General features: G+C 52.5%; 16 protein-coding genes and 1 pseudogene. 9 read left to right on the top strand and 8 right to left on the bottom strand.

Annotated features, from left to right (window positions below):
- Positions 1–510: 510 nt before the first annotated feature.
- From WOA58_RS17750 to WOA58_RS17740, 3 genes are all read right to left on the bottom strand, one after another.
- A complete protein-coding gene (locus WOA58_RS17750) occupies positions 511–825 on the bottom strand; it encodes a DUF7351 domain-containing protein (protein ID WP_340605626.1) in 315 nt (104 codons plus the stop codon).
- 370 nt (positions 826–1,195) lie between these two features.
- Positions 1,196–2,146 (bottom strand): NAD(P)/FAD-dependent oxidoreductase, encoded by a 951-nt coding sequence (locus tag WOA58_RS17745; protein WP_340605625.1) that lies wholly within the window; start codon positions 2,144–2,146, stop codon positions 1,196–1,198.
- A 1,637-nt stretch (positions 2,147–3,783) separates the two neighbouring features.
- Positions 3,784–4,104 carry a hypothetical protein gene (locus tag WOA58_RS17740; RefSeq protein ID WP_340605624.1) on the bottom strand — a complete coding sequence of 107 codons (321 nt, stop codon included), beginning with the start codon at positions 4,102–4,104 and terminating at the stop codon, positions 3,784–3,786.
- A gap of 295 nt (positions 4,105–4,399) precedes the next feature.
- Between WOA58_RS17740 and WOA58_RS17735 the strand changes: the two genes are divergently transcribed.
- Complete coding sequence (locus WOA58_RS17735) at positions 4,400–5,464, top strand: TAXI family TRAP transporter solute-binding subunit (RefSeq protein WP_340605623.1); 1,065 nt, start codon at positions 4,400–4,402, stop codon at positions 5,462–5,464.
- The gene (locus WOA58_RS17730; protein ID WP_340605622.1) at positions 5,461–7,545 is read left to right on the top strand and encodes a TRAP transporter permease; all 2,085 of its coding nucleotides are present in this window, start codon (positions 5,461–5,463) and stop codon (positions 7,543–7,545) included. Before WOA58_RS17735 ends, WOA58_RS17730 begins: the two co-directional genes overlap by 4 nt.
- 303 nt (positions 7,546–7,848) lie before the next feature.
- Here WOA58_RS17730 and WOA58_RS17725 read toward each other — a convergent pair.
- A pseudogene (locus tag WOA58_RS17725) lies at positions 7,849–8,042 on the bottom strand (tryptophan--tRNA ligase); the annotation flags it as partial.
- A 232-nt stretch (positions 8,043–8,274) separates the two neighbouring features.
- Positions 8,275–8,919, bottom strand: a complete 645-nt coding sequence (locus WOA58_RS17720) for an HAD family hydrolase (protein WP_340605620.1) — start codon at positions 8,917–8,919, stop codon at positions 8,275–8,277.
- 112 nt (positions 8,920–9,031) lie between these two features.
- Between WOA58_RS17720 and WOA58_RS17715 the strand changes: the two genes are divergently transcribed.
- Positions 9,032–10,093: a phosphotransferase family protein gene (locus WOA58_RS17715; protein WP_340605619.1), complete on the top strand. Its 1,062-nt coding sequence runs from the start codon at positions 9,032–9,034 to the stop codon at positions 10,091–10,093.
- A gap of 757 nt (positions 10,094–10,850) precedes the next feature.
- Here WOA58_RS17715 and WOA58_RS17710 read toward each other — a convergent pair.
- Positions 10,851–11,387, bottom strand: coding sequence for a GNAT family N-acetyltransferase (locus tag WOA58_RS17710; RefSeq protein ID WP_340605618.1), 537 nt, complete (start codon positions 11,385–11,387; stop codon positions 10,851–10,853).
- Between the two features lie 154 nt (positions 11,388–11,541).
- Between WOA58_RS17710 and WOA58_RS17705 the strand changes: the two genes are divergently transcribed.
- The 5 genes from WOA58_RS17705 to WOA58_RS17685 all read left to right on the top strand — a co-directional run bounded on the left by WOA58_RS17705 (position 11,542) and on the right by WOA58_RS17685 (position 16,589).
- Positions 11,542–12,615 carry a phosphotransferase family protein gene (locus tag WOA58_RS17705; RefSeq protein WP_340605617.1) on the top strand — a complete coding sequence of 358 codons (1,074 nt, stop codon included), beginning with the start codon at positions 11,542–11,544 and terminating at the stop codon, positions 12,613–12,615.
- Between the two features lie 179 nt (positions 12,616–12,794).
- Positions 12,795–13,274 (top strand): DUF7342 family protein, encoded by a 480-nt coding sequence (locus tag WOA58_RS17700; protein WP_390220983.1) that lies wholly within the window; start codon positions 12,795–12,797, stop codon positions 13,272–13,274.
- Positions 13,275–13,579: 305 nt separating this feature from the next.
- The gene (locus WOA58_RS17695) at positions 13,580–14,938 is read left to right on the top strand and encodes a CitMHS family transporter (protein WP_340605614.1); all 1,359 of its coding nucleotides are present in this window, start codon (positions 13,580–13,582) and stop codon (positions 14,936–14,938) included.
- Positions 14,935–16,278, top strand: a complete 1,344-nt coding sequence (locus WOA58_RS17690) for an acyclic terpene utilization AtuA family protein (protein WP_340605613.1) — start codon at positions 14,935–14,937, stop codon at positions 16,276–16,278. The genes WOA58_RS17695 and WOA58_RS17690 overlap by 4 nt, the downstream gene beginning before the upstream one ends.
- Entirely contained in the window at positions 16,275–16,589 is a 315-nt protein-coding gene (locus WOA58_RS17685) for an AtuA-related protein (RefSeq protein WP_340605612.1), read from the top strand. The genes WOA58_RS17690 and WOA58_RS17685 overlap by 4 nt, the downstream gene beginning before the upstream one ends.
- 187 nt (positions 16,590–16,776) lie before the next feature.
- Here the strand turns inward: WOA58_RS17685 and WOA58_RS17680 are convergent, their stop codons facing one another.
- Entirely contained in the window at positions 16,777–17,661 is an 885-nt protein-coding gene (locus tag WOA58_RS17680; RefSeq protein ID WP_340605611.1) for a hypothetical protein, read from the bottom strand.
- A gap of 79 nt (positions 17,662–17,740) precedes the next feature.
- On the opposite strand from WOA58_RS17680, the gene WOA58_RS17675 reads away from it, so the two are divergent.
- Complete coding sequence (locus WOA58_RS17675) at positions 17,741–18,079, top strand: hypothetical protein (RefSeq protein ID WP_340605610.1); 339 nt, start codon at positions 17,741–17,743, stop codon at positions 18,077–18,079.
- Positions 18,080–18,401: 322 nt separating this feature from the next.
- On the opposite strand, the gene WOA58_RS17670 is transcribed toward WOA58_RS17675, so the two are convergent.
- Positions 18,402–19,250 (bottom strand): mechanosensitive ion channel family protein, encoded by an 849-nt coding sequence (locus WOA58_RS17670; RefSeq protein ID WP_340605609.1) that lies wholly within the window; start codon positions 19,248–19,250, stop codon positions 18,402–18,404.
- Positions 19,251–19,442 lie beyond the last annotated feature (192 nt).

Raw genomic sequence — 19,442 nt, 5'->3', positions numbered from 1 at the left:
AGAGCAAGGACCAGGAGCACGGATTATCAATCACCAATCAACTGCTACTGGACAACGGGTAACGATCCGTCTTGCTCCAGATTCATCGATGGATCCGGATCTCCTGCAACTCATGAACAGATCCAATGTCGAGATGACCGATATTTCTACTAAGGATAGCTCAACATACATCAAAATTGAGATGGATTGAGTATCCGATTAGGCCGTAGTGTGATATGCTTCCGAAGGTAGAACCGACGAACCCGTTTCGACTCCCTCTACTGCTACTATATTGGGAAGAGGCTGCTCGGAGTTGTCACTAGGAGAGGAGGGCTTGCCCGGGGTGGTTGGTTCGAACTATGCTCTTTCTTGTAGTCTTGGTGTTAGGACATCACGCTCTCTGTGGAGGCTTGCTCGTTCACCCGATCACAACGATCGTGATACCGGTCGGCCCGGTTCGTACGAAACCGCTGTCAGTGGTGTGGGTTCCGCGTCGCAATCAGGACGAGGCTACTCTAGAAGTTCCCTTCCTTAGGGGGTGAAATCCTCAATCGTTTCGGCCTCAATCCACTCTACTCTAACAGTTAGCGTCTCGTCGATCACCACCATGAGCCGGTTGTCGTCGAGTGGAATACTGACAACGACATCGAGTGGGCTTTCGGAGCGAATGGTAATGTACTCCGGGTTGTAGCACCACTCGAGTTCCCAGAACCGCGTCGTGAGGTCGACCCCGTGGTCCTCGTGGAATCGGAGTACCGCCGGGTGATCGATAACTGATAGACCGAGAGGTAGTACATACTCCAAGCTGTATAGAGGGAAGTGTCTGGCGTGAGTTACAACGGCCACAACGCTAAGTCAGCACTATAGAGTCGGTGCTGACTTGCTGTTCATAGTTGATCGCATCTTCTGGCGGTCGGTACCTGACCACAGCAAGCGCTCGGGACCCAGAGAGACATCTCTCCGTCGTACCCGAGCATCGATCCGGAATCCAAAATGCAACGACCCCGGATACAAGCCGAACTAGAACACAAACAACGACGCCAACGCAAACGCTTCGTCCATCAGCCCTCAGTGATCACAGTCAGTGTGGCGACCGTCGCTGTCGCTCTCGCGCTGTATACCACCGTCGGTATTCTGGCTGTCGTGGCGGCGGTGGGCGTATGTGCTGCTGGCCGCCGCTCTATGTCCTCTTGAGCCGATTCATTCTCAGCCACTTCTAACCGTTCTCAAACACTTCTTGCGAGAGTTCCATGTTGATAGTCGCACCTACATTGTGCCCATCAGCAACGGCAGACGGAATCGATAAAACCGATGCATCTGAGGCGTCGCCTGCGACGAACAGTCCGTCGATCGACGTAAATCCGATACCATGTTCTGACTGCCCTGCTTCGACGAGTCCAGCTGCATTCACTTGGAGACCGAGCTTCTCAGCTAGTTTACTGTGTTGGGTCATTGGTGGAGGGTAGAAGAGTGCGTGACGGGCTATCTCCCGACCATCCGTGAGTGAGACACTTTCGAGTCCATTGGAACCGTTGAGCGCGTTGATCGGTTTATCTTCGATCTCGATCCCTCGTTCGACGAACGCAGACCGTGTTTTTTTATCGAAGATGTCTTGCCCATTGGTGAACACGACGAGATCATCATTCAGATTATAGATAAGCTTCGCATATTCGATCATATGTTCGTTTGTGACCAAAACTCCGAGTGGTTCGTTACGAACTTCGTAGCCATGACAGTAGGGACAGTGATAGACTCCGTTTCCCCATAGCTCCTCGAATCCGTCGGTATCAGGGAGCACGTCGCTTATACCAGTCGCTAACACGACCTTTCGACTCGTGACTGTCTCGCCAGCATCAAGCGTGCTCGTGAACCTATCTTGAGCTGTGGCAATGTTTGTTACCTGCGCATCTCGGAACTCGCCGCCGTATCCGGTCACTTCCTCACGACCGAGCCGGCGGAGTTCTTGTGGGTCGATCCCATCTCGTGTAAGATAACCATGCGCCTCAGCTGCTGGCCCATTGCGTGGTTCATTGTCGTCGCAGACGAGGACGCTTCGCAGCGAGCGCCCTAACTGGAGTGCAATGCTCAATCCCGCTGGTCCGCCGCCAATAATAAGCACATCGTAGTCCAGTTCGGATTGGGTTGCGTTACCGCTCTTTGTGGCCATTTTAACAACTATGCTTTATAGGTTAATAAATATTACCCATTTGCACCTCTGCAATGTTTTATACTAGAAAAGGTTCCGATGGGCGTATACCCAGCGGAACACCGGATGGCTGTACTCGGATTAGCCCCTGATCGCTCGTACACGTGAAAATACAAAACACGTGGATTACCGGTGCTACAAGTGCGATACGATCAAGGCGCTGCTTTTTGACATCGCATACTACTAGGACCTCGACGAACGTGAGGTGGCCAAAGTGATAGCGTAGGTAGCGAAGAGGTGGCTGGTCCTCACTCAGGAACGTCTGGACTGTAAAATTCAAATACAATTATTCACTATCTTACCGAAATTTCATTCCAGCGGACACGGGTCAGTAGCTAGTATATGGATGAGGTTTCGAGATCGCGATTGTCGCTCTTACGAAGCAAATGATTCAGCGTGGTCGTCTCGCCCATCCACCATCTCCTCGAAGACACACCGTTTGAGAGGTCCGACGTTCTCATCGTCGATCTCCACGACCGATTGCGGGCGTTGTTTCGCGAGAAGGCGATAGCCTGCGGCATGAAAGCGCCCCGATTGACGTTCGTACATCATATCGGAACCGGTCCGTTTGGTCTCAAGAGTTTCGCCGAAGCTCACTCGGCGGATTCGAAGAAAATATTCAGACTGTCGTATCAGTCTGGTTTGCTCACGAGGCTCACAATCGGTTAGCGAGTTTATTTACGAACACTTATTCCAATACGTTGATTTGGCTCCACATGATCAGTGCGATGAGCTAGCACCGTACGAAATACGCACGCTGGCGCAGGCGTTTCTGGTAAATGAAACCTACGGCTCGAATTACAAAACAAGACATTTCGAGCATCTCAAAACATCAAACGATATTAGATTACGTGGCGCCGAATGTCGCTATTCGCTAAATCCCATTGCGCGGATCTGTTCTTGGTAGCGGTTTCGGATCGTAACCTCGGTGACCCGTGCTACAGCACCTATTGTGCGTGACGGTTCAGTTCGGAACAGTCATCTTGGCAGGTATCGAGCTCATGGGCTGCGGTCACTATGTTCTCTGTTTGCCAGCGCCGATCGTCCCGGAAAGCACTGCCACGGGGATCGTCTGCTCATCCGTGAGTTATCATATTATTTGTAATTAATACATTTTATTATTTTATCCGAAATATTAACATTCAGAGGTGATCTTCGAACACCGACGCGACGTATCCATATGACGATAGGCTCTGGTATGAGCTTCCCTACCCGATATTAGGAAAGAGAGTGTTTCCAGCATTCCCTCGTCATTCGTTTCGGTTAGTCTGGATGTTACGGATCTTAGACGGGTCTGAAAATTCAACGAAACAATTCATTGGGACTCCAAACGTGCTTTCACCGCTTTTCTAAGGCAATATTATAGAGACGTTCTGTCATGTACCTTACCTCAGTAATTTCCCAGTCCGTGTTATTGGCTGCGTCGCGGACACGGTCGGGTGTGAAGAGTCTATATAACCAGGGCTCTCCAAGCATTCCATCGTACTCTATCTCAACTAGCGTTTCATTTTGCTCGATTGCGACGGTCTCGAATTGGTCCTAAAAGTAGAGTGAATGCCGTCCAGCGCCAGCACCCATATCCAGTAATGGCCCGTCGATTAGATATCCAGCCAAGGATCGTTGCCATCGCCCACGTCGAAATAGAGCTTTATCCCGACTTCTTCCGTCTTTTCACCTCGTCGATAGACTAAGGGCCCCCTGTATCTCGTCGAAATGGTAATCGTGAAGCGCCTGGCGAATGGGTCGGCCATGTCTCCTCCCTCCTCGGCTTCGAGCTCACCACCAGCCATATCGGTTGTTGCGGGATCATAGCCGATATCGCCCACCCAGGCTTCATAGGCGGCCCCAACCGTCTCAACGGCCGTCTGATCGTCGGGATCGGCCGCCACCGACTCCTCACGAGCAACCCATCCAGACATCGTCAGCTGCCTTGTGCAACCTACTAGCATCTTGGATGACTGCCGTTTTGAGTTCTGCAGGAGCTGGTAGTGACCCTGCGTAAGTGAGTCAGCGAGCAATACAGCAACTAATCCCGTCACAAATGGCGTTCCAATACTTGTCCCGCTTTTAAATAAGAGATCATCCTTGGAACCATTCACTCCTACTGTCGCTACCTATTTGTCATAGTGAATTATTATGTATTATAACTAATAGTAGTTTTAAGATCGGAGAGCATACGCAATGTTTATAATAGATGGTCATTATTGATGTTTTATGTCATATGATAGGCGGGAGCTACTAGCACAGATGGGTGGTGCCGGGACAATCATTGTTGCCGGATGTCTTGATGATGTCCGTGATGCAGGCGGAGGAGGAGGAGATGAGGGGGAGTGGTCACTCGGCACCTCATCGGAAGGATCGTCTTCCTTCCGTATTGGCTCGGGATATGCCGAATTCATCGAGCGAGAGGATATCTCCGAGACCGTCAATCTTGAAGCGGTTGTAACCGAGGGGACAGGAGCGTCGTATCGACGAACTGATTCCGGCGATTTCGAGGTCGGTGGCAGTACGACAGAGGCCCTTGGCTCCTCTATCGAGGACGGAGTGTATGATGGCGAGGAGATGCAGAATGCGGAGAATATCCGCCAAATTCAGGGGTACATGGGCTTCTACAATTTCGTTATCGGGAACCGCGAAGCTGGTATCGAGACCTGGGAAGACCTCGAGGGCCGATCGGTCGCTGTTTCCTCTGCGGGGGCCGCTGCACGAGTGCCCTACGAAGAAGTTCTCGATTTCGGAATTGGAATGGACAACATCGATGCAGAGTACATGGCGTTCGCTGATATACCGGAAGCAATGCGAGCTGGTCAAATCGACGCGGCTGTCACGTGGGCATCCAACCGGTCTGTCCCGATCGGATGGTTCCAAGAGATTGATGCGACCGTCAACTGGGTAGCCTTGGAGTTCGATGATGATCTTGTCGAACACGTCGAGAACGACCTCGAATACAGCGAGTACGCCCAGCTCGATGAAGGTGAGGTCGACGACATCACTGAGGGTTACGGAGAACCGATCGATACGTTTACCCTTACGTATCTTTGGGTCACACTAGCTGAGCGCGATCCAGAGGTGATCTACGAGATGTGTGAGATCACCGACGAGTACGGTGAAGATATGTATGAAGAAGAGAATATAATGGGATTCTTCACTGACCCCGACGATTACGTTGGCAATCTTCATCCTGACGTCCCGGTTCACGAAGGGGCATATAACTACTACCAAGACATTGGAATCTGGGACGATTACGACCTCACCGCACCACCGGAGGCGGAAGAGTGAGTGGATCTACCGATTCGGGTGATGGGCCACGCCGGACTGGAACTGGCACTGAAACAGATCCTGAAGCCATTGAAACCGAAGATGAGATCGAGACGGTAGAGCAGCTTGAACGAAGAATCGACGAAAAATTCCGCGAAACGTACACAGCGTCGTTACGATCTCAGGGAGTCTTTGAGCTTATCATCTACGCATTCGCAATTGGGTTTTTTGTTTACCACATGTGGTACGCATACACAATCGGTCTTTCACGGGACAATCATGGGGTAATCCACCTCGCACTTATTCTCTCGCTATGGGGACTTCTCCAGCTTCTGAAGACTGATCGAGAAGTATTGCGAGGAAAACTTGCCTCTGTTGGATACGCACTCTATAGCGTCCTTGCTGTCGTTCCACTCTACTATATGCACACTTTCTACGGTGAGATCGTCCTCCGAACCGGTGCTTATACCGATCTTGATTTCCTGATGGGTGTTGCGTTGATCGTCTTGATATTCATCCCACTCTGGATTATCTCGCGGCTAATCGCAGCTGTCGCAGCCAGTGGTATCGTCTACGCTCTCTTCGGTCCGTACATGCCTGGATTTCTCGCTCACGGTGGTCTCTCGGTCGAGCGAGTCGTTACGATGAACACCCTCGAGATGGAGGGCCTTCTGGGAACGCTCCTACAGGTATCCGCAACCTGGGTCGTTATTTTCCTCCTGCTGGCTGGTTTGATGGAGACGTATGGAGGGATGGCGCAGTTCATCAAAGGCGCAAGTCGGTACGCGTCGCAGAACCCGTATCTGGAAATCGGGCAGATTGCGATTGCAGCGAGTATGGTAATGGGGTCGATTAACGGATCGACTGCCGCAAACACTGCGACAACAGGCGCATTCACGATTCCCTTAATGAAGGAGAACGGTTACAAGCCGAAACTCGCTGCTGCAATCGAATCGGTTGCTTCTTGCGGTGGCCAGGTGCTGCCACCGATCATGGGGGCTGGTGCGTTCCTGATGGCAGAGCTCATCGAGCCAGCGTATTCGGATATCATCGTCGCTGCGACTGCACCCGCTCTCCTCTTTTTCCTTACGACTAGCGCCTCAGTGACTCTCAATTCCCGAGACACGACGACTCGTTCACTCCGAAGCGAACGCGATCCGCTTTCGATTGGTGAGCGAACAATAGGTGTGCTTCGCCACTACGAGTATATCGGTATGTTCGTCATGCTCCTCTACTGGTTAGTATATATTCAGGCCGATCCGATGCTCGCTGGCTTCTACAGCATCCTGACACTAATAGCACTTCGTCTGGTCCGCACGCTCAACGAGATACGAACAGACGACGTCGAGACTTCCTCTACGCTCTTGTACTATGGTCGTGAGACGCTCGAGGGCTTCCGTCGAGGTGCAGAGGTAACGGTCAATATCACAATCCTTCTAGCAAGCCTCGGGATCGTTATTCGTGCGCTGACGGTCACTGGTTTCGCCCAGCGTCTCTCAACCCAGTTGGTTATTATCTCTGGAGGTGTCCTCCTCATCCTACTTGTCTTAGCGATGATTGCCTCGATTGCTTTCGGAATGGGGATGTCAACAGCGGCGGCCTACATGATCGTCGGGATCCTGATCGCACCATCACTTACTACGATCGGTCTCAATGAGTTACCCGCTCATCTTTTCGTCTTCTATTTCGCGATCGTCGCGAATATCACACCTCCAATCGCACTCTCCGTAATTATCGCACAGGGAATCGCCGGATCTGGATTCTGGGAGACCGCAATTGAATCGCTGAAGATTGGCTTCCCGATGTTCCTCTTACCCTACGCCTTTCTTTTCAACCAATCACTACTATACCCAAGCCTGATGACAATCCCGGTGTTTGCCATCGTTCTCGTCGCATTCGTTGCGATGAGTATTGCGCTCAGCGGGAACATCCGTGAGAAAATCAGCCTCCCAGCACGAGCTGGTTTCCTCGTAGTTGGCTTTACTGCGTTGTTCGTTCCGCATCTCATTGCACAGATCGGTTTTGCAGCTCTCTGCGTGGGCTTAGTTGTCTACCTCGGCTTCCCGTCGAGGGCGGCGTCGCTGAATCCAATTAGTCGCTGATCGAGGTTACTTTCTCTTCGAGGCATTTGTGAGCATGATCTGTGGCTAATCAATCGGCTCACTTTCAATGACGAAGCTACAGCCAATAGGTTATTCTACGTAGATCCTGCAATATCAGGCTGTCATTGTAAGGATCCTATACCTCCTCAAGAAGCGTTATGTCTCCGTAACTTTGCGTTGATGGTGCCTTCGAATGTCTGACATTCTCATTTCAATCTATAAGAGTTTGCCCGTGATAATGGCTTTAAATTAATTTCACATTGCTTTGTCTCTTTATCTTCACAAGGATTTATTGGTGATACTGATGTGCATCGGTCCTGGCGGACCGCGCCCCATCACAACTTTCGGCGGACAAGCGGGTGAACGGGCTCCGGGAACTGTGCGATCCGCTCGTCGGTCAGTCGGTCAGTGCCGAACTGTTCGAGCAGGCGGTCATAATCGATCTCGCCTTCGACGGCGTACGGTGTTACGGTGAAGTCGTCTGGGTCTGCTGGCATGTGTAGTAGTGGATGATGTCGTCACTCTGGAAGCGATGCAATCAGGAAAGCGAGTGAGCATCGACAGCGAATCCCTCGAGTGAAGCCCGAGCGATTCTACAATGCGATACTATCCACTTCCCGGAAGGCACGCCAGCGCCAGCAGATGACTTGGGAAGTGGCCACTTCACTTGGTATGAGGAACGCACTCTATTAGACTGTTGTGCTGTCCAATGAGGACGTGCAAACAGTACTAGCTAGGCGATGATCGTGAACAGGTATCTATCTCGTCCAATACATGTGGTATCTCATCGAACTGCTGTACACTGGGGACGTCATCAGGCACTTCGTCTCCAAAAAGAATCCTATACCACCCACATTCGATTGCTGGACGGACATCGCGATCGAAATCATCGGCTACAAACACGTACTTGTCTGCTGGAAGGCGGCGCTCTGCGATACGATAGATATCTGCCTCCGGCTTTCGCACACCAACCTCACCGGACACGACAATCGAGTCAAAGTAATCTGTTAGCTCAGTAGCGTGGAGCTTACCGTGCTGTGCACGGCTGACTCCGTTCGTAAGAACACCAAGCGGATACGTTCCCGAAAGAGACTCCAAGAGGGTGTGCGCCCCTGTCCTCGCAGACACGTTCTCAATTTCCTTTGCAACAAGCGTCTCGCTAAACGCAGTAGGGTCGACATCAACTGACGTCCGTGCGATCGCTGTCGCAAAGGGATCATCGACCGTTCCGAGAACATCAAAGAAAACCGCACCATATTCGCTTTCGCTGTGGGGTATGACACCGAGCTCGTGGAGTGTTGCATCGTAGATCTCCGTGAACGAGCTGTCGTACTCAATGAGTGTGCCATCAAGATCAAAATAGATTGCTGTCATCAGTATCCTCCTTCTCTATGGATTGATTCCAGTTGTTGGATATAACTTCGGGCGAGCATCCTCACACAAGAGTATCCCAAATCATTCTAAAAGACGAGTCAGAAACTGGTGTATGGACGATATCCCTGAAGCGAGAGAGATTTCCGAGTCGACCTTGGAGGAAATGCTTCAGACAGTCAACCCAGCTTGGGAACTTCGAGACGCAACCCCAGCCGAGGGCGGCTTTTGTTCAACCTACCAAATTATCCTTAGTAGCAACAACACGACCCGTGATCTCTATGTGAAGGCCTCCCCCGATGGACAGACGTACTCGATTCCAACCGAAGCTCGCCTCCAAGCGACGCTCAACACCCAGACTACAATCCCCGTTCCGAAAGTTCACGGAATCACTGATGATCACGAAACCCTCCCGACACCGTACTTCATCATGGAAGCACTCGCCGGTGAGGCCGTCGCCTACGAACGGATCGGTCAGCTCGAAGACGAAGCGCTTCGGCGACTCGCTCGAGAACTGGGAGAATACTTGGCCGAATTGCACTCCATTCCGGTCCTCGAGAACTTCGGCCACGTTCGTCACAACGGGCCTGCACTAACTGGCGACCGACCCAGTGGTGATCCAGGAATACTGACCGTCAACGATCCCTATATCGACTGGCCAACATGCCTGCAGGCATACGCGACACGTGAACTCGATCGACATGCTGAGTCGAGATTCGCGGAACTCACACCCCAGTTGCGCCACTGGGTCGAAGCAAGCATCGAAAACCTACAGGGACCGTTCGAGCCTGTCCTGGGCCGCAACGACCACGGACTGCATAATCTCCTGATTGACCCCGCGACAGGCGAAATCACTGCGATGCTTGATTGGGGATATACATTGGCTGTGCCAGCGACGTTTGATTTTGAATTTGCGGTCTATCTCTTCAGCGGGGCGTTCTTAGCGGGTCTCCCTGATGTCTCGGATCGACGTTCCTTGGTACGGGAAGCAATGCTAGAAGGATATCGAACAGTAGCGCCGGATCGTGCCAACGTACTCGTAACTCCAGAACCACTCTACGAGGCGTTGGCAATGACCCGCGTTATGAACGACTTCCATCACTTGGACATCCCTGAGGAGTCTGAGCCAACCGTGAGAGCCCGCATTAGCAATGATCTACGAGTCCTTCTTGGCTGAGACACTGTACTCGAGGGTGCTTGGTATCGAACTCACTGTACAAATGCCGTAGTAGTTATTTCCAGGCAGCTCGATGCGACGATACCTATTGGTAAGTCTAATGTTCATTCAACTTGTTTGGCTAATGCCATCATGCCTCAAGGTAGTTTTATAGCCAATGACTACACAGTCATGAGCGGATACATGACCAAGCTCGGACCAATCGCGTTCTCCAATCAACGTTAGGTCCGGTCACGGTCGGGCACTCCCCGACGGCCGGATTCACGCGTTGATTCCATCAATGCACGCCTCATCCGGCCGCGTTTTCGACGTCTCATCGCGCCACTCTCTCCTCTGTCCCGTATAGTGGGAAGCGTCTGGCGCGTGCTCTAACGGCCACAACGCAGTCAGCACTGTAGAGACGGTGCTAACCTGCCGTTCGTGGTTGGTCACGTCTTCTGGCGGTCGGTACCTGACCACAGCAAGCGCTCGGGACACGGAGAGACATCTCTCGTCGTACTCGAGCAGAACCCAAAATCCAATGCAGCGACCCCCGACACAAGCCGAATTGGAACACGAACAACGCCGTCAGCGCGACCGTCTCGTCCGACAGCCCTCTGTAATCACAGTCATAGTGGCTATCGTCGGTGTCACTATCGCGCTGTACACTACCGTCGGTATGCTGGCTATCGTAGTGATGGCTGGTGCATGTGCTGTTGGCGCTTACGCCGTCTCGTAAAGCAGAGTTCGGCCGACCTGCTAAACTGAGGGGTGAGACTTAGCTGCAGAGACTCTGTCGATGGTGCTCACAGTTCTTTTTCATTTCGACGACTATGCCTGTGGCTCCTGTGGATTCGTGTCTCGAAAACTCATGTGTATGCTCTTGGACCCGTTCAAATCCATGCGTTTCGTAAAACGACACTGCATTAAGAGAGGCTGAAAGCCCTACGGACTGAATCTCATTCGCTCGTGCTTGCTGTTCTAGTTCTGTATAGATACAGGTCCCAATACCTTGCTGAGCGACTGTTGGATGGACATAGACTCCCGTAATTTCCGCCTCTATCTCTGAGTCATAGTTATTTGGCGCAGCGAGTGTCAACGATCCAAACCCTATAACGATCTCATCAATATCAGCAACAACAAACACGACCTCGTCAGCCGTAATGCTAGACATGTAGTCGGCTGATTCACACCCTGCTGCCCACGCTTTGACCTGCTCGTGGTCATACGCCTGCGTTCCGAGCTCCGTAATAGACTCGTAGTGGACCTCACGGATTCTCTCCGCATCTACTGGTGTTGCTTCGCGAATCCGCATACTATGGCAATCGGTGGCGGAGATGATAGAAGGTTCGGCTGAGAGAGTGCTTAGAAATAAGAGATACTGCTGAATATCGCCCTCTCAATGACACACAAGGAAACCACCTCGAGTGGGCCGTTGATATTACGGTCAACGAGCAAAATAGCAGGGTATGGCTGACGAGGACTCCTCCTCAGGTGATATCACTAGTAGTGCAGTCCGGGAGATGATCCGGTACCTCAAGTCATCATGGAGCGTCAAAAAAATAGATCGCAGCGTCCATGGCACTGATTTTGTAGCTATTGTCGACGTTCACACATCGGATGAAAGACGACAAGTCGTGTTTAAAGCAGCAACTGCAGACTGGACTGCCCCTGAGACAGTTCAGGCCGAACCACGACTGATGTCGCTCGTTGATCAGGAAACAACCATCCCGGTTCCGACAGTATATGGTTACTGCGATGAGCACGACCAATATCCAGCCCCATTCTACGTGATGAGTTATGTAGACGGGGAAAATTACGAAGGACGCACCCAGTGTCTTGCTCCGCATGTCCGTGATCAGATCCTCCGCGAAGCCGGCCACAATCTCGCGGAGCTGCATGAACTCGGGCCTCTGTCGAAAATTGGTCGTATCGGGGTTCAAAACGGGAACGTGACCGTTCTCGATACTGACGATCATCCGAGCTCTGAGGACTTCCATGACTGGTTACTTGCGTCGTATGAGGAGACGCTCGACAGCCTCACCGACGGAGGGTACTTTCCGGAGCTTGCTGATGAGCCAACGCGATTTGCCGATCTCGTCCCAGGTTTGCGTCAGTATCTTCGAGACGTAATTCCAGAGCTTCCGGACCCTGATCCGCCAACATACTGCCACCAAGATTACCGGTACGGGAACGTACTGATCGATCCGAAAACCGGACAGACACAGGCAGTGCTTGATTGGGGCGTTATCATGGCAGTTGCTCCGGCGTTCAACATTGCTAGTGCGGAGTCATTACTGCTTACACCTGACTCTGACAGTGTAGCTCGCACCGAAGCGTTGCGGAGGACGTTTCGAACCGCCTACACTGGCATTCGTGACAGCTGGTCATTCGATGCAGCCACCCTCGAACGGATGCATGTGTATCAGCTCACCTGCCGTCTGGATGCAATGGCCTGTCTGCCGCTCTGGTATCAAGACACGCCTGTAGAGCGTGATGGGCGTGCTGCTGAACATCGCGATTTTGTCGCGCAATATCTCTGAACAAGCGGAGTTATCTGATTTGATTACTCCCAGAAAGCGCCTTGTCCCAGACTATATTGCACTTACCCGCCGGCTGAGGAACCTATGGTTAGAGAATATATTTCCAAGGCAGTCGATATATGTTCCAGTATCGTGTAAATACGAGTATGTCCACTGATTCCGGTCATACTCACTCTTCGATGACGCGTGGAGAACGAGTCCGTGCGGCCGCACGGACACTTCGAACGCCTCGTACTGCCAGTTGGGTCGCAAACGAGACAGACGCCTCGGTGAAGACCGCACAAAAATACCTCGAGCAGCTCGTCGAGGACAACGTTCTTCGGAAAATCGAGCAAGGTGATCAGACGCTTTACTGTGTCGATCAGCTCATGGCGACCTATCGCGAAGTCGCTGCACTTCAACGTGAACATGACCGCGAAGAACTCACTACTTCGCTTGAATCAATGCGCACGCAAATTACCGAGTGGAAGACCTCGTATACCGTCGAAACACCAGGCGAACTCCGAGCAAGCATCGCCGATCTTGATGATCCAGACGAGATCGAAACACGGCGGGAAATCGCCAGTAAATGGGAGCATTTCGCCGACCGGCTCCCAATTATCCGAGCAGCACTCAACGAGTACGACTGGGCCGCCGAACGCGACGCGCTCCCTGTCTAGGATTCAATGGGTCTACCAGGAACGACTGGCAGCTGATCGCCCGCTCACTCAGGAATGCAGAACATGAAGACTGCCAGTGCGATGAGTGCGATACGATCGACGCCTTACTCGACGACATTGCTCACTATTGGGACCTCAACGACCGCGAACTGGCCCAGCTACTGCACTGACGACGAACCGTCGGGTAGCTGTCGGAGGCACCTCCCCACCAAATCCATCCTCAACCCAACGATAGACTGAGCAGATCTATCTCCTGTTATCTATTGAGAGAAAGATTCATTATAATTTCCTGATCGGGTGGTAGTGTGTTACACAGCAACGGTAACGAGATGGTTTTTACCATTGGACAAGTAAGCGGCATCGAACTGGGGATCATCGGCTACCTGGTTATTGCACTCGTCTTAGTCCTCATTATCGGCAAGATAACCTATGTTATTCCAACCCTGATTATCGTCCCCGTCCTGGGAGCGATTCTCGCTGGATTCGGTCCTGCGGATCTCGGTGAGTTCGCCGGAGAAGGGTTGGCTGGAATCGTCGAAATTACTGCAATGTTCGCGTTCGCCGTATGGTATTTCGCGATCATGCGAGATTACGGTTTGTTTGATCCGCTCGTCCATCGCGTCGTTGATACAGTGTTACAGCGACCGGCTATGCTAACGATTGGAACCGTCGTACTCGCTGCTGTAACACACCTGGATGGAGCAGGAGCAACAACCATGCTCATTACGATTCCAGCACTCCTCCCACTCTACATTGCTCTAGATGTGGATACGAAGATCCTGGCTGCACTCGTAGCACTCAGTGCAGGAACGATGAACCTCGTTCCATGGGGTGGAGTCACTGTTCGGGGTATCAGTGCTATTGATACCGCAACAGTGGGAAACATCTACACACCGCTGATTCCGTCTCAGATTGCAGGTTTTGTCACGATCATACTAATCGCGTATTACTTTAGTCGGCGTGTCGATCGCACGATCGACCTCACAGCTAGTGAAAAAGAGGCCCTTGTTGAGGACGCAGTCGGTGGGGAGATTGCAGCAGTAAACCGGATGTGGGGGATCAACCTTGTCCTTACACTTCTGATCGTTGCGATCCTGATGGCAGATATCACAAGCCCAGCCATTGTATTTATGGTTGGACTTGTTATCGCACTGCTTCTTAACGTTCGAGACTACGATGACCAACGAGAGATCCTCGAAGAGTACGCGCCGGACGTGATGACGTATGTCGGGATCCTCTTTGCAGCAGGGATTCTCCTCGGGGTGCTCAATGAATCGGGCATGATCACGGAGATGGCAACTATTCTCCTGATGATCATTCCAGAATCACTCGGTAGATTCATCCCTGTAATTGTGGGGATAATCGCGGCACCGGCTAGCCTCGTGTTCAGTCCGGATGCATACTACTTCGGTGTGTTGCCAGTGTTGGCCGAAACCGCAGCAGCGTTTGGACTCGAGGAGGAAGCAGTCGTCCGAGCCTCGCTCATCGGTCAACACACGGTTGGATTCCCTATTTCACCACTGACGGGAGCAACCTATCTCCTAATCGGTCTCGCTGAGGTTGACCTCGGTGAACACATTAAATTCACCTTCCTGTGGGCGTGGCTAGTCTCATTAGTCATGCTGGCTGTAGCTATTCTCACGGGGGCTGTACCACTACTATGAGCGACACAACATTACAAATCGGTGCGGGAGCAGGTTACAGCGGCGATCGCATCGATCCAGCTGTCGAGCTGTCAGAGTATGGTGATCTCGACTACTTAGTATTCGAGTGTCTCGCCGAACGAACGATCGCACTGGCGCAACTCGATCGACTCGAGAATCCGGATGCAGGCTACAACTCCCTTCTCGAAGAGCGCCTCAGGGCAGTCGTAGAAAATTGCCTCTCGAACGAGATTACGATCGTTTCGAACATGGGGGCTGCGAACGTAGAAGGGGCAGTACGAAAAGCGGCTGAAATAGTCCAAGAAACAGAGTACGACGCTCAAATCGCCGGTGTCTCTGGATCAGATGTCCTCGATGCATTCGGGCAGTTCCAATCAGAGACATTTGGTGGCGAATCGATTCACGAATATGAAAACGAGGCTGTATCAGCTGATGCCTATCTGGGTGCTGATGGGATCGTGAAAGCGCTTGAGAACGGCGCTGATATCGTTTTGACGGGCCGTGTTGCCGATCCGTCGCTCTTTCTGGCACCAATGCTTTACGAGTTTGGATGGCAGGTGGAGCCATTGACCAACTCAGAACTGATTGGGCAGGGAATCGTCGCGGCGCATCTGCTTGAGTGTGCTGGGCAAGTAACGGGCGGATACTTCGCCGATCCCGGTTACAAGGACGTAGCTGGATTAGATCAGCTTGGATTCCCGATCGGAGAGGTTAGCGAATCGGGAGAAGTAACGATCACGAAGCTCCCGAACACGGGGGGAGTAATTGATACCCGAACCTGTACAGAGCAACTTCTCTACGAAGTGCATGATCCAAGCGAATACATAACACCGGATGCGGTCGCTGATTTTAGCCACGTCAAGTTCACGGAAGTAGAACAAGACCGAGTCGAAGTTACTAGAGCCGATGCGGAAGTACACCCTGAGACGCTCAAAGTGAGCGTCGGATACATCGACTCACATTTGGGAGAGGGACAAATCTCCTACGCAGGACCAGGAGCAACGAAACGAGCTGAGTTGGCCGAAGAGATCGTTCGTAAGCGATTGGAGGATATCCCTTGGGACGAGCTGCACGTCGATCATATCGGCAGAGACTCGCTTCATGGAGACCGTGGACGCAACCATGATCAAGAGCCATACGAGGTTCGTCTCCGCGTTGCCGCAAAATGTCCAACACAGTCTGCTGCGAAACGAGTCGCTCGAGAAGTCCAGACGCTCTATACAAACGGTCCAGCGGGTGGCGGTGGGGCAACAATGAAGACACAGAAAATCGTGGGGATCGTATCGACACTCATCGACCGAACGCACGTTGAGCCACAGCTACTGGAGGTACAAGCATGACTCAGGTTCGTAAGTTGGCCCATGCGCGAGCTGGCGACAAAGGCAACCGATCTAACATCAGCGTCATTGCCTACGATAGTGCTGATTTCGCTGTGTTATCTGAGGAGCTAACCGCAGAGCGAGTGCAATCAGAGCTTGCTCCGCTTATTGATGGTACGGTTACCCGCTATGACCTCCCGCACCTCAATGCGTTCAATTTCGTTATTGAGGGGGCACTCGCAGGCGGTGTGACTACTTCACTTCGGATGGATGCACACGGAAAGTCACTCTCATTTGCACTATTAGCGATTGAGGTACCAGAAAAGAGCTGACTGCCGCCGACTCTGATCGGTTGCCTACAACTAAAACAACCAGCACCGTCTTATCTCCGAAGCACATACACAGTAGCACAATGAAGTTTAGCGAGTTCAAGGACGCCCTCGAAGAGAACGCAGAGGAACGTTCGGAACTCAGCAAGGGCGCCTATGAGACTGGACGCCGGTTAGCTCACCTTCCCGACTAACGAGCAGCCCGAAGCCGATCAGCAAACGCCCGTTTTCCGTCATCCGTTCGCTCACATAGCTGAGGCGCTCCCACTTGCTCAAGCACTGTCGAGACGATGAATTCCCGCGTGAGATCGAGATGCCGATCAGCATAATAGTCCCACGGATCAGATCGCTCTAAGTCAATACTCGAGAGCTCAATGCGAATCCCTTCTTTCCGTTCAGCAGCCTCATACCCATACTGACGTGCCCAGTACAGCAATTGAAAATTGGTACGGAGCGTAAGAAGCCGCTTTGAGTCATAGATATACCCCTTAATCCAGTCGTACCACTGTCCGTCTTCACCAGTTGCTGGGAGTGTCGCACCCGGATCATATGACGCAAGATACCGGTCAAGGAGGCTGAGCCCCGTTCGATGGTTTGTATTGGGCATTGGATGTGTGAGAATGAACTGAGAGAGAAGTTCGGCTCCAACTTCGGGTACTGACTGGCGCCATTCAACGCTATTGAGGATTGCAGGAATCGCCTCCAGATCCATTTTCTTATACGTAGAGAAGGTGCCATCAGCGTCTTCTGTCTCCGAAATGATTCCATCAAATGCATCGATCACGATGAAGAGAATCTGTTTGTCAGTGTCCGAAAAGTGCTCGTTAAGCCATTCAAGAACCTCTGCAGTCGTCTCGAACGACTGGTAGGCGGCGTCGAATCGAGTTTTCGTATAGAGGAGATAGAGCCGATCACCGTCGACTGTCTCTTCGCGGACCGCGACTTCGATATCTGGATTCTCTGTAAGGGTCCGTGCTTTCCGGATTCGATCTGTTCTCTCATCAGTAATGAATTTGAGGCTGAAACGGCTATCAGCAGGATGGTGAAGCTGCACGACCGGCGGTGCATCAGCCATGACTACACGGCTATTCAGCGGCGAACATCGTCAAGTATTGGATGCGCAATGCGGACGGCGAGACCGATACATTGAGTGGATGTACGAGGTTCCTGCAGCGTTCGTCCAGCGAATAAGCGAAGCAGCCTTCCTCGTTGACGATCCGAAGCTCCAGCTGAACACCCTCACGTCGATCCCCGGTATCGGGCCTGCGACCGCAACAGTCGTTCTCGCATTTCACGAGCCGACGAACTATGCAGTCGGTGATCAATACATGATTGCGGCCCTCCTCGGTGAGGATCGAGCACTGCGGCTCTCTGACTACCCGCGACTCCTCACTAAGCTCCGTGACCGGAATCCGGGTGGGTTCGATCTCCGGACTGTCGAGAAGGCGTACTACCAGCAGTATCGAGATACATACGATGTCGGTCGGTGGTGAGGAGCGTATCCGTTGACTAGGACCAGCAGAAGGTAGTCGCTCCTCAAAGAGAATCAGCCTTGTGCAACACCTCGCATTTAAGAAGCAATTTGTTGCACAAGGCTAGCCACGTCAGGAGATGGGAGTACGTGCGCACAGGCATAGATGACAAAATTGGTAGCTTCGTTGAGACTATTAGACTGTGATAAGAAGGGAGTGCTGAATAGAGAGAGTGCATTCATCAGAACGTCGAACCCTTCTACTTTCTACCGATCAACTGTTCCGTAAGCCGATTCAACCCTCGGTCCGTCCACTGCATTCGCGGTGACGTGCCTGGCACTGGCTACTCTGCAGTGGCCCGGACCTCGAAATCGCCGGCTAGGTCGGTGATGGTACCGACCTCAATGTTGGCGTCCGCGAGCTGCTCGACAGCTTGCTGGAGGAACTCCGAGCGCACGGTCAAGTATTCGCGTCGATTTGGGTTGTCGATCCAGAACCGTACCTGGAGGTCGACCGAGTCGCCAGCTAGCTCGCCGATCTGGACCGATGGTCTCGGCTCCATAAGAATGTGTGAGTGTGCGTCGGCTATCGACAGCACGATATCTCTTACCTCTGCGAGGTCGGCGCCGTACTCGACGCCGAATTCGCAGGTAATTCGTAAGGTATCGTTGCCCATCCGGTTGGTGACCGCGTTCGTCGCTAGGTCGCTGTTTGGCACCGTCATCACCTCGTTGTCGAAGGTGCGGATTCGCGTCACCCGGAAGCTAATGTCGTCGATGACACCCACGTTATCGCACCATTCGATCCAGTCGCCGATACTGAAGTGGTGGTCGCGGACAATGAACACCCCCGCGACGAAGTTGGCAATTATCTGCTGGGCGGCGAATCCTAGTGCCACCGTGGCAGCCGCGGCCAGCATGGTAGACCCGCCGAGCAGCCCGGTGAAGCCTGCGAACCCTGCGGCCAACACCACCGCTACGACCAGGACCCCCGTCCGGATGACCTTCCGCGTGGCAGACGCCAGTGTGGGCTCGACATCCCGGGCTTTGAGCAGCCAGTCGATTCCGGGTACCACCACGACCCGGCCCACCAAGTAGAGTACGGTGGCGACCACGACGAACTCGACAATTTGCTGGGCGAGCGCTACCAGTCGGTTTGATTCACTCCACGGGAATACCTGAAGCAGGTTCATCGTGGTATAGAACGGCTGGTGGAGACTAAAGGGCTTACCAGCGACGGGACCAGGGCTGATAACGAGTGGTGGCAACGGCTGCATCCCAGACCTTCAGGGTGCACTTCGTCGAACAAATGGAAATGTCAATTATTACTGTAACAGATACGCGCTCTGTATTCAGCACGACTTCTAGAATCCATCACCGTTCGA

Source organism: Halalkalicoccus tibetensis (genome assembly GCF_037996645.1).
GTDB classification, from domain to species: domain Archaea; phylum Halobacteriota; class Halobacteria; order Halobacteriales; family Halalkalicoccaceae; genus Halalkalicoccus; species Halalkalicoccus tibetensis.
The sequence above is the reverse complement of the archived record's forward strand: the minus strand, read 5'-3'. Positions and strand labels throughout refer to the sequence as shown.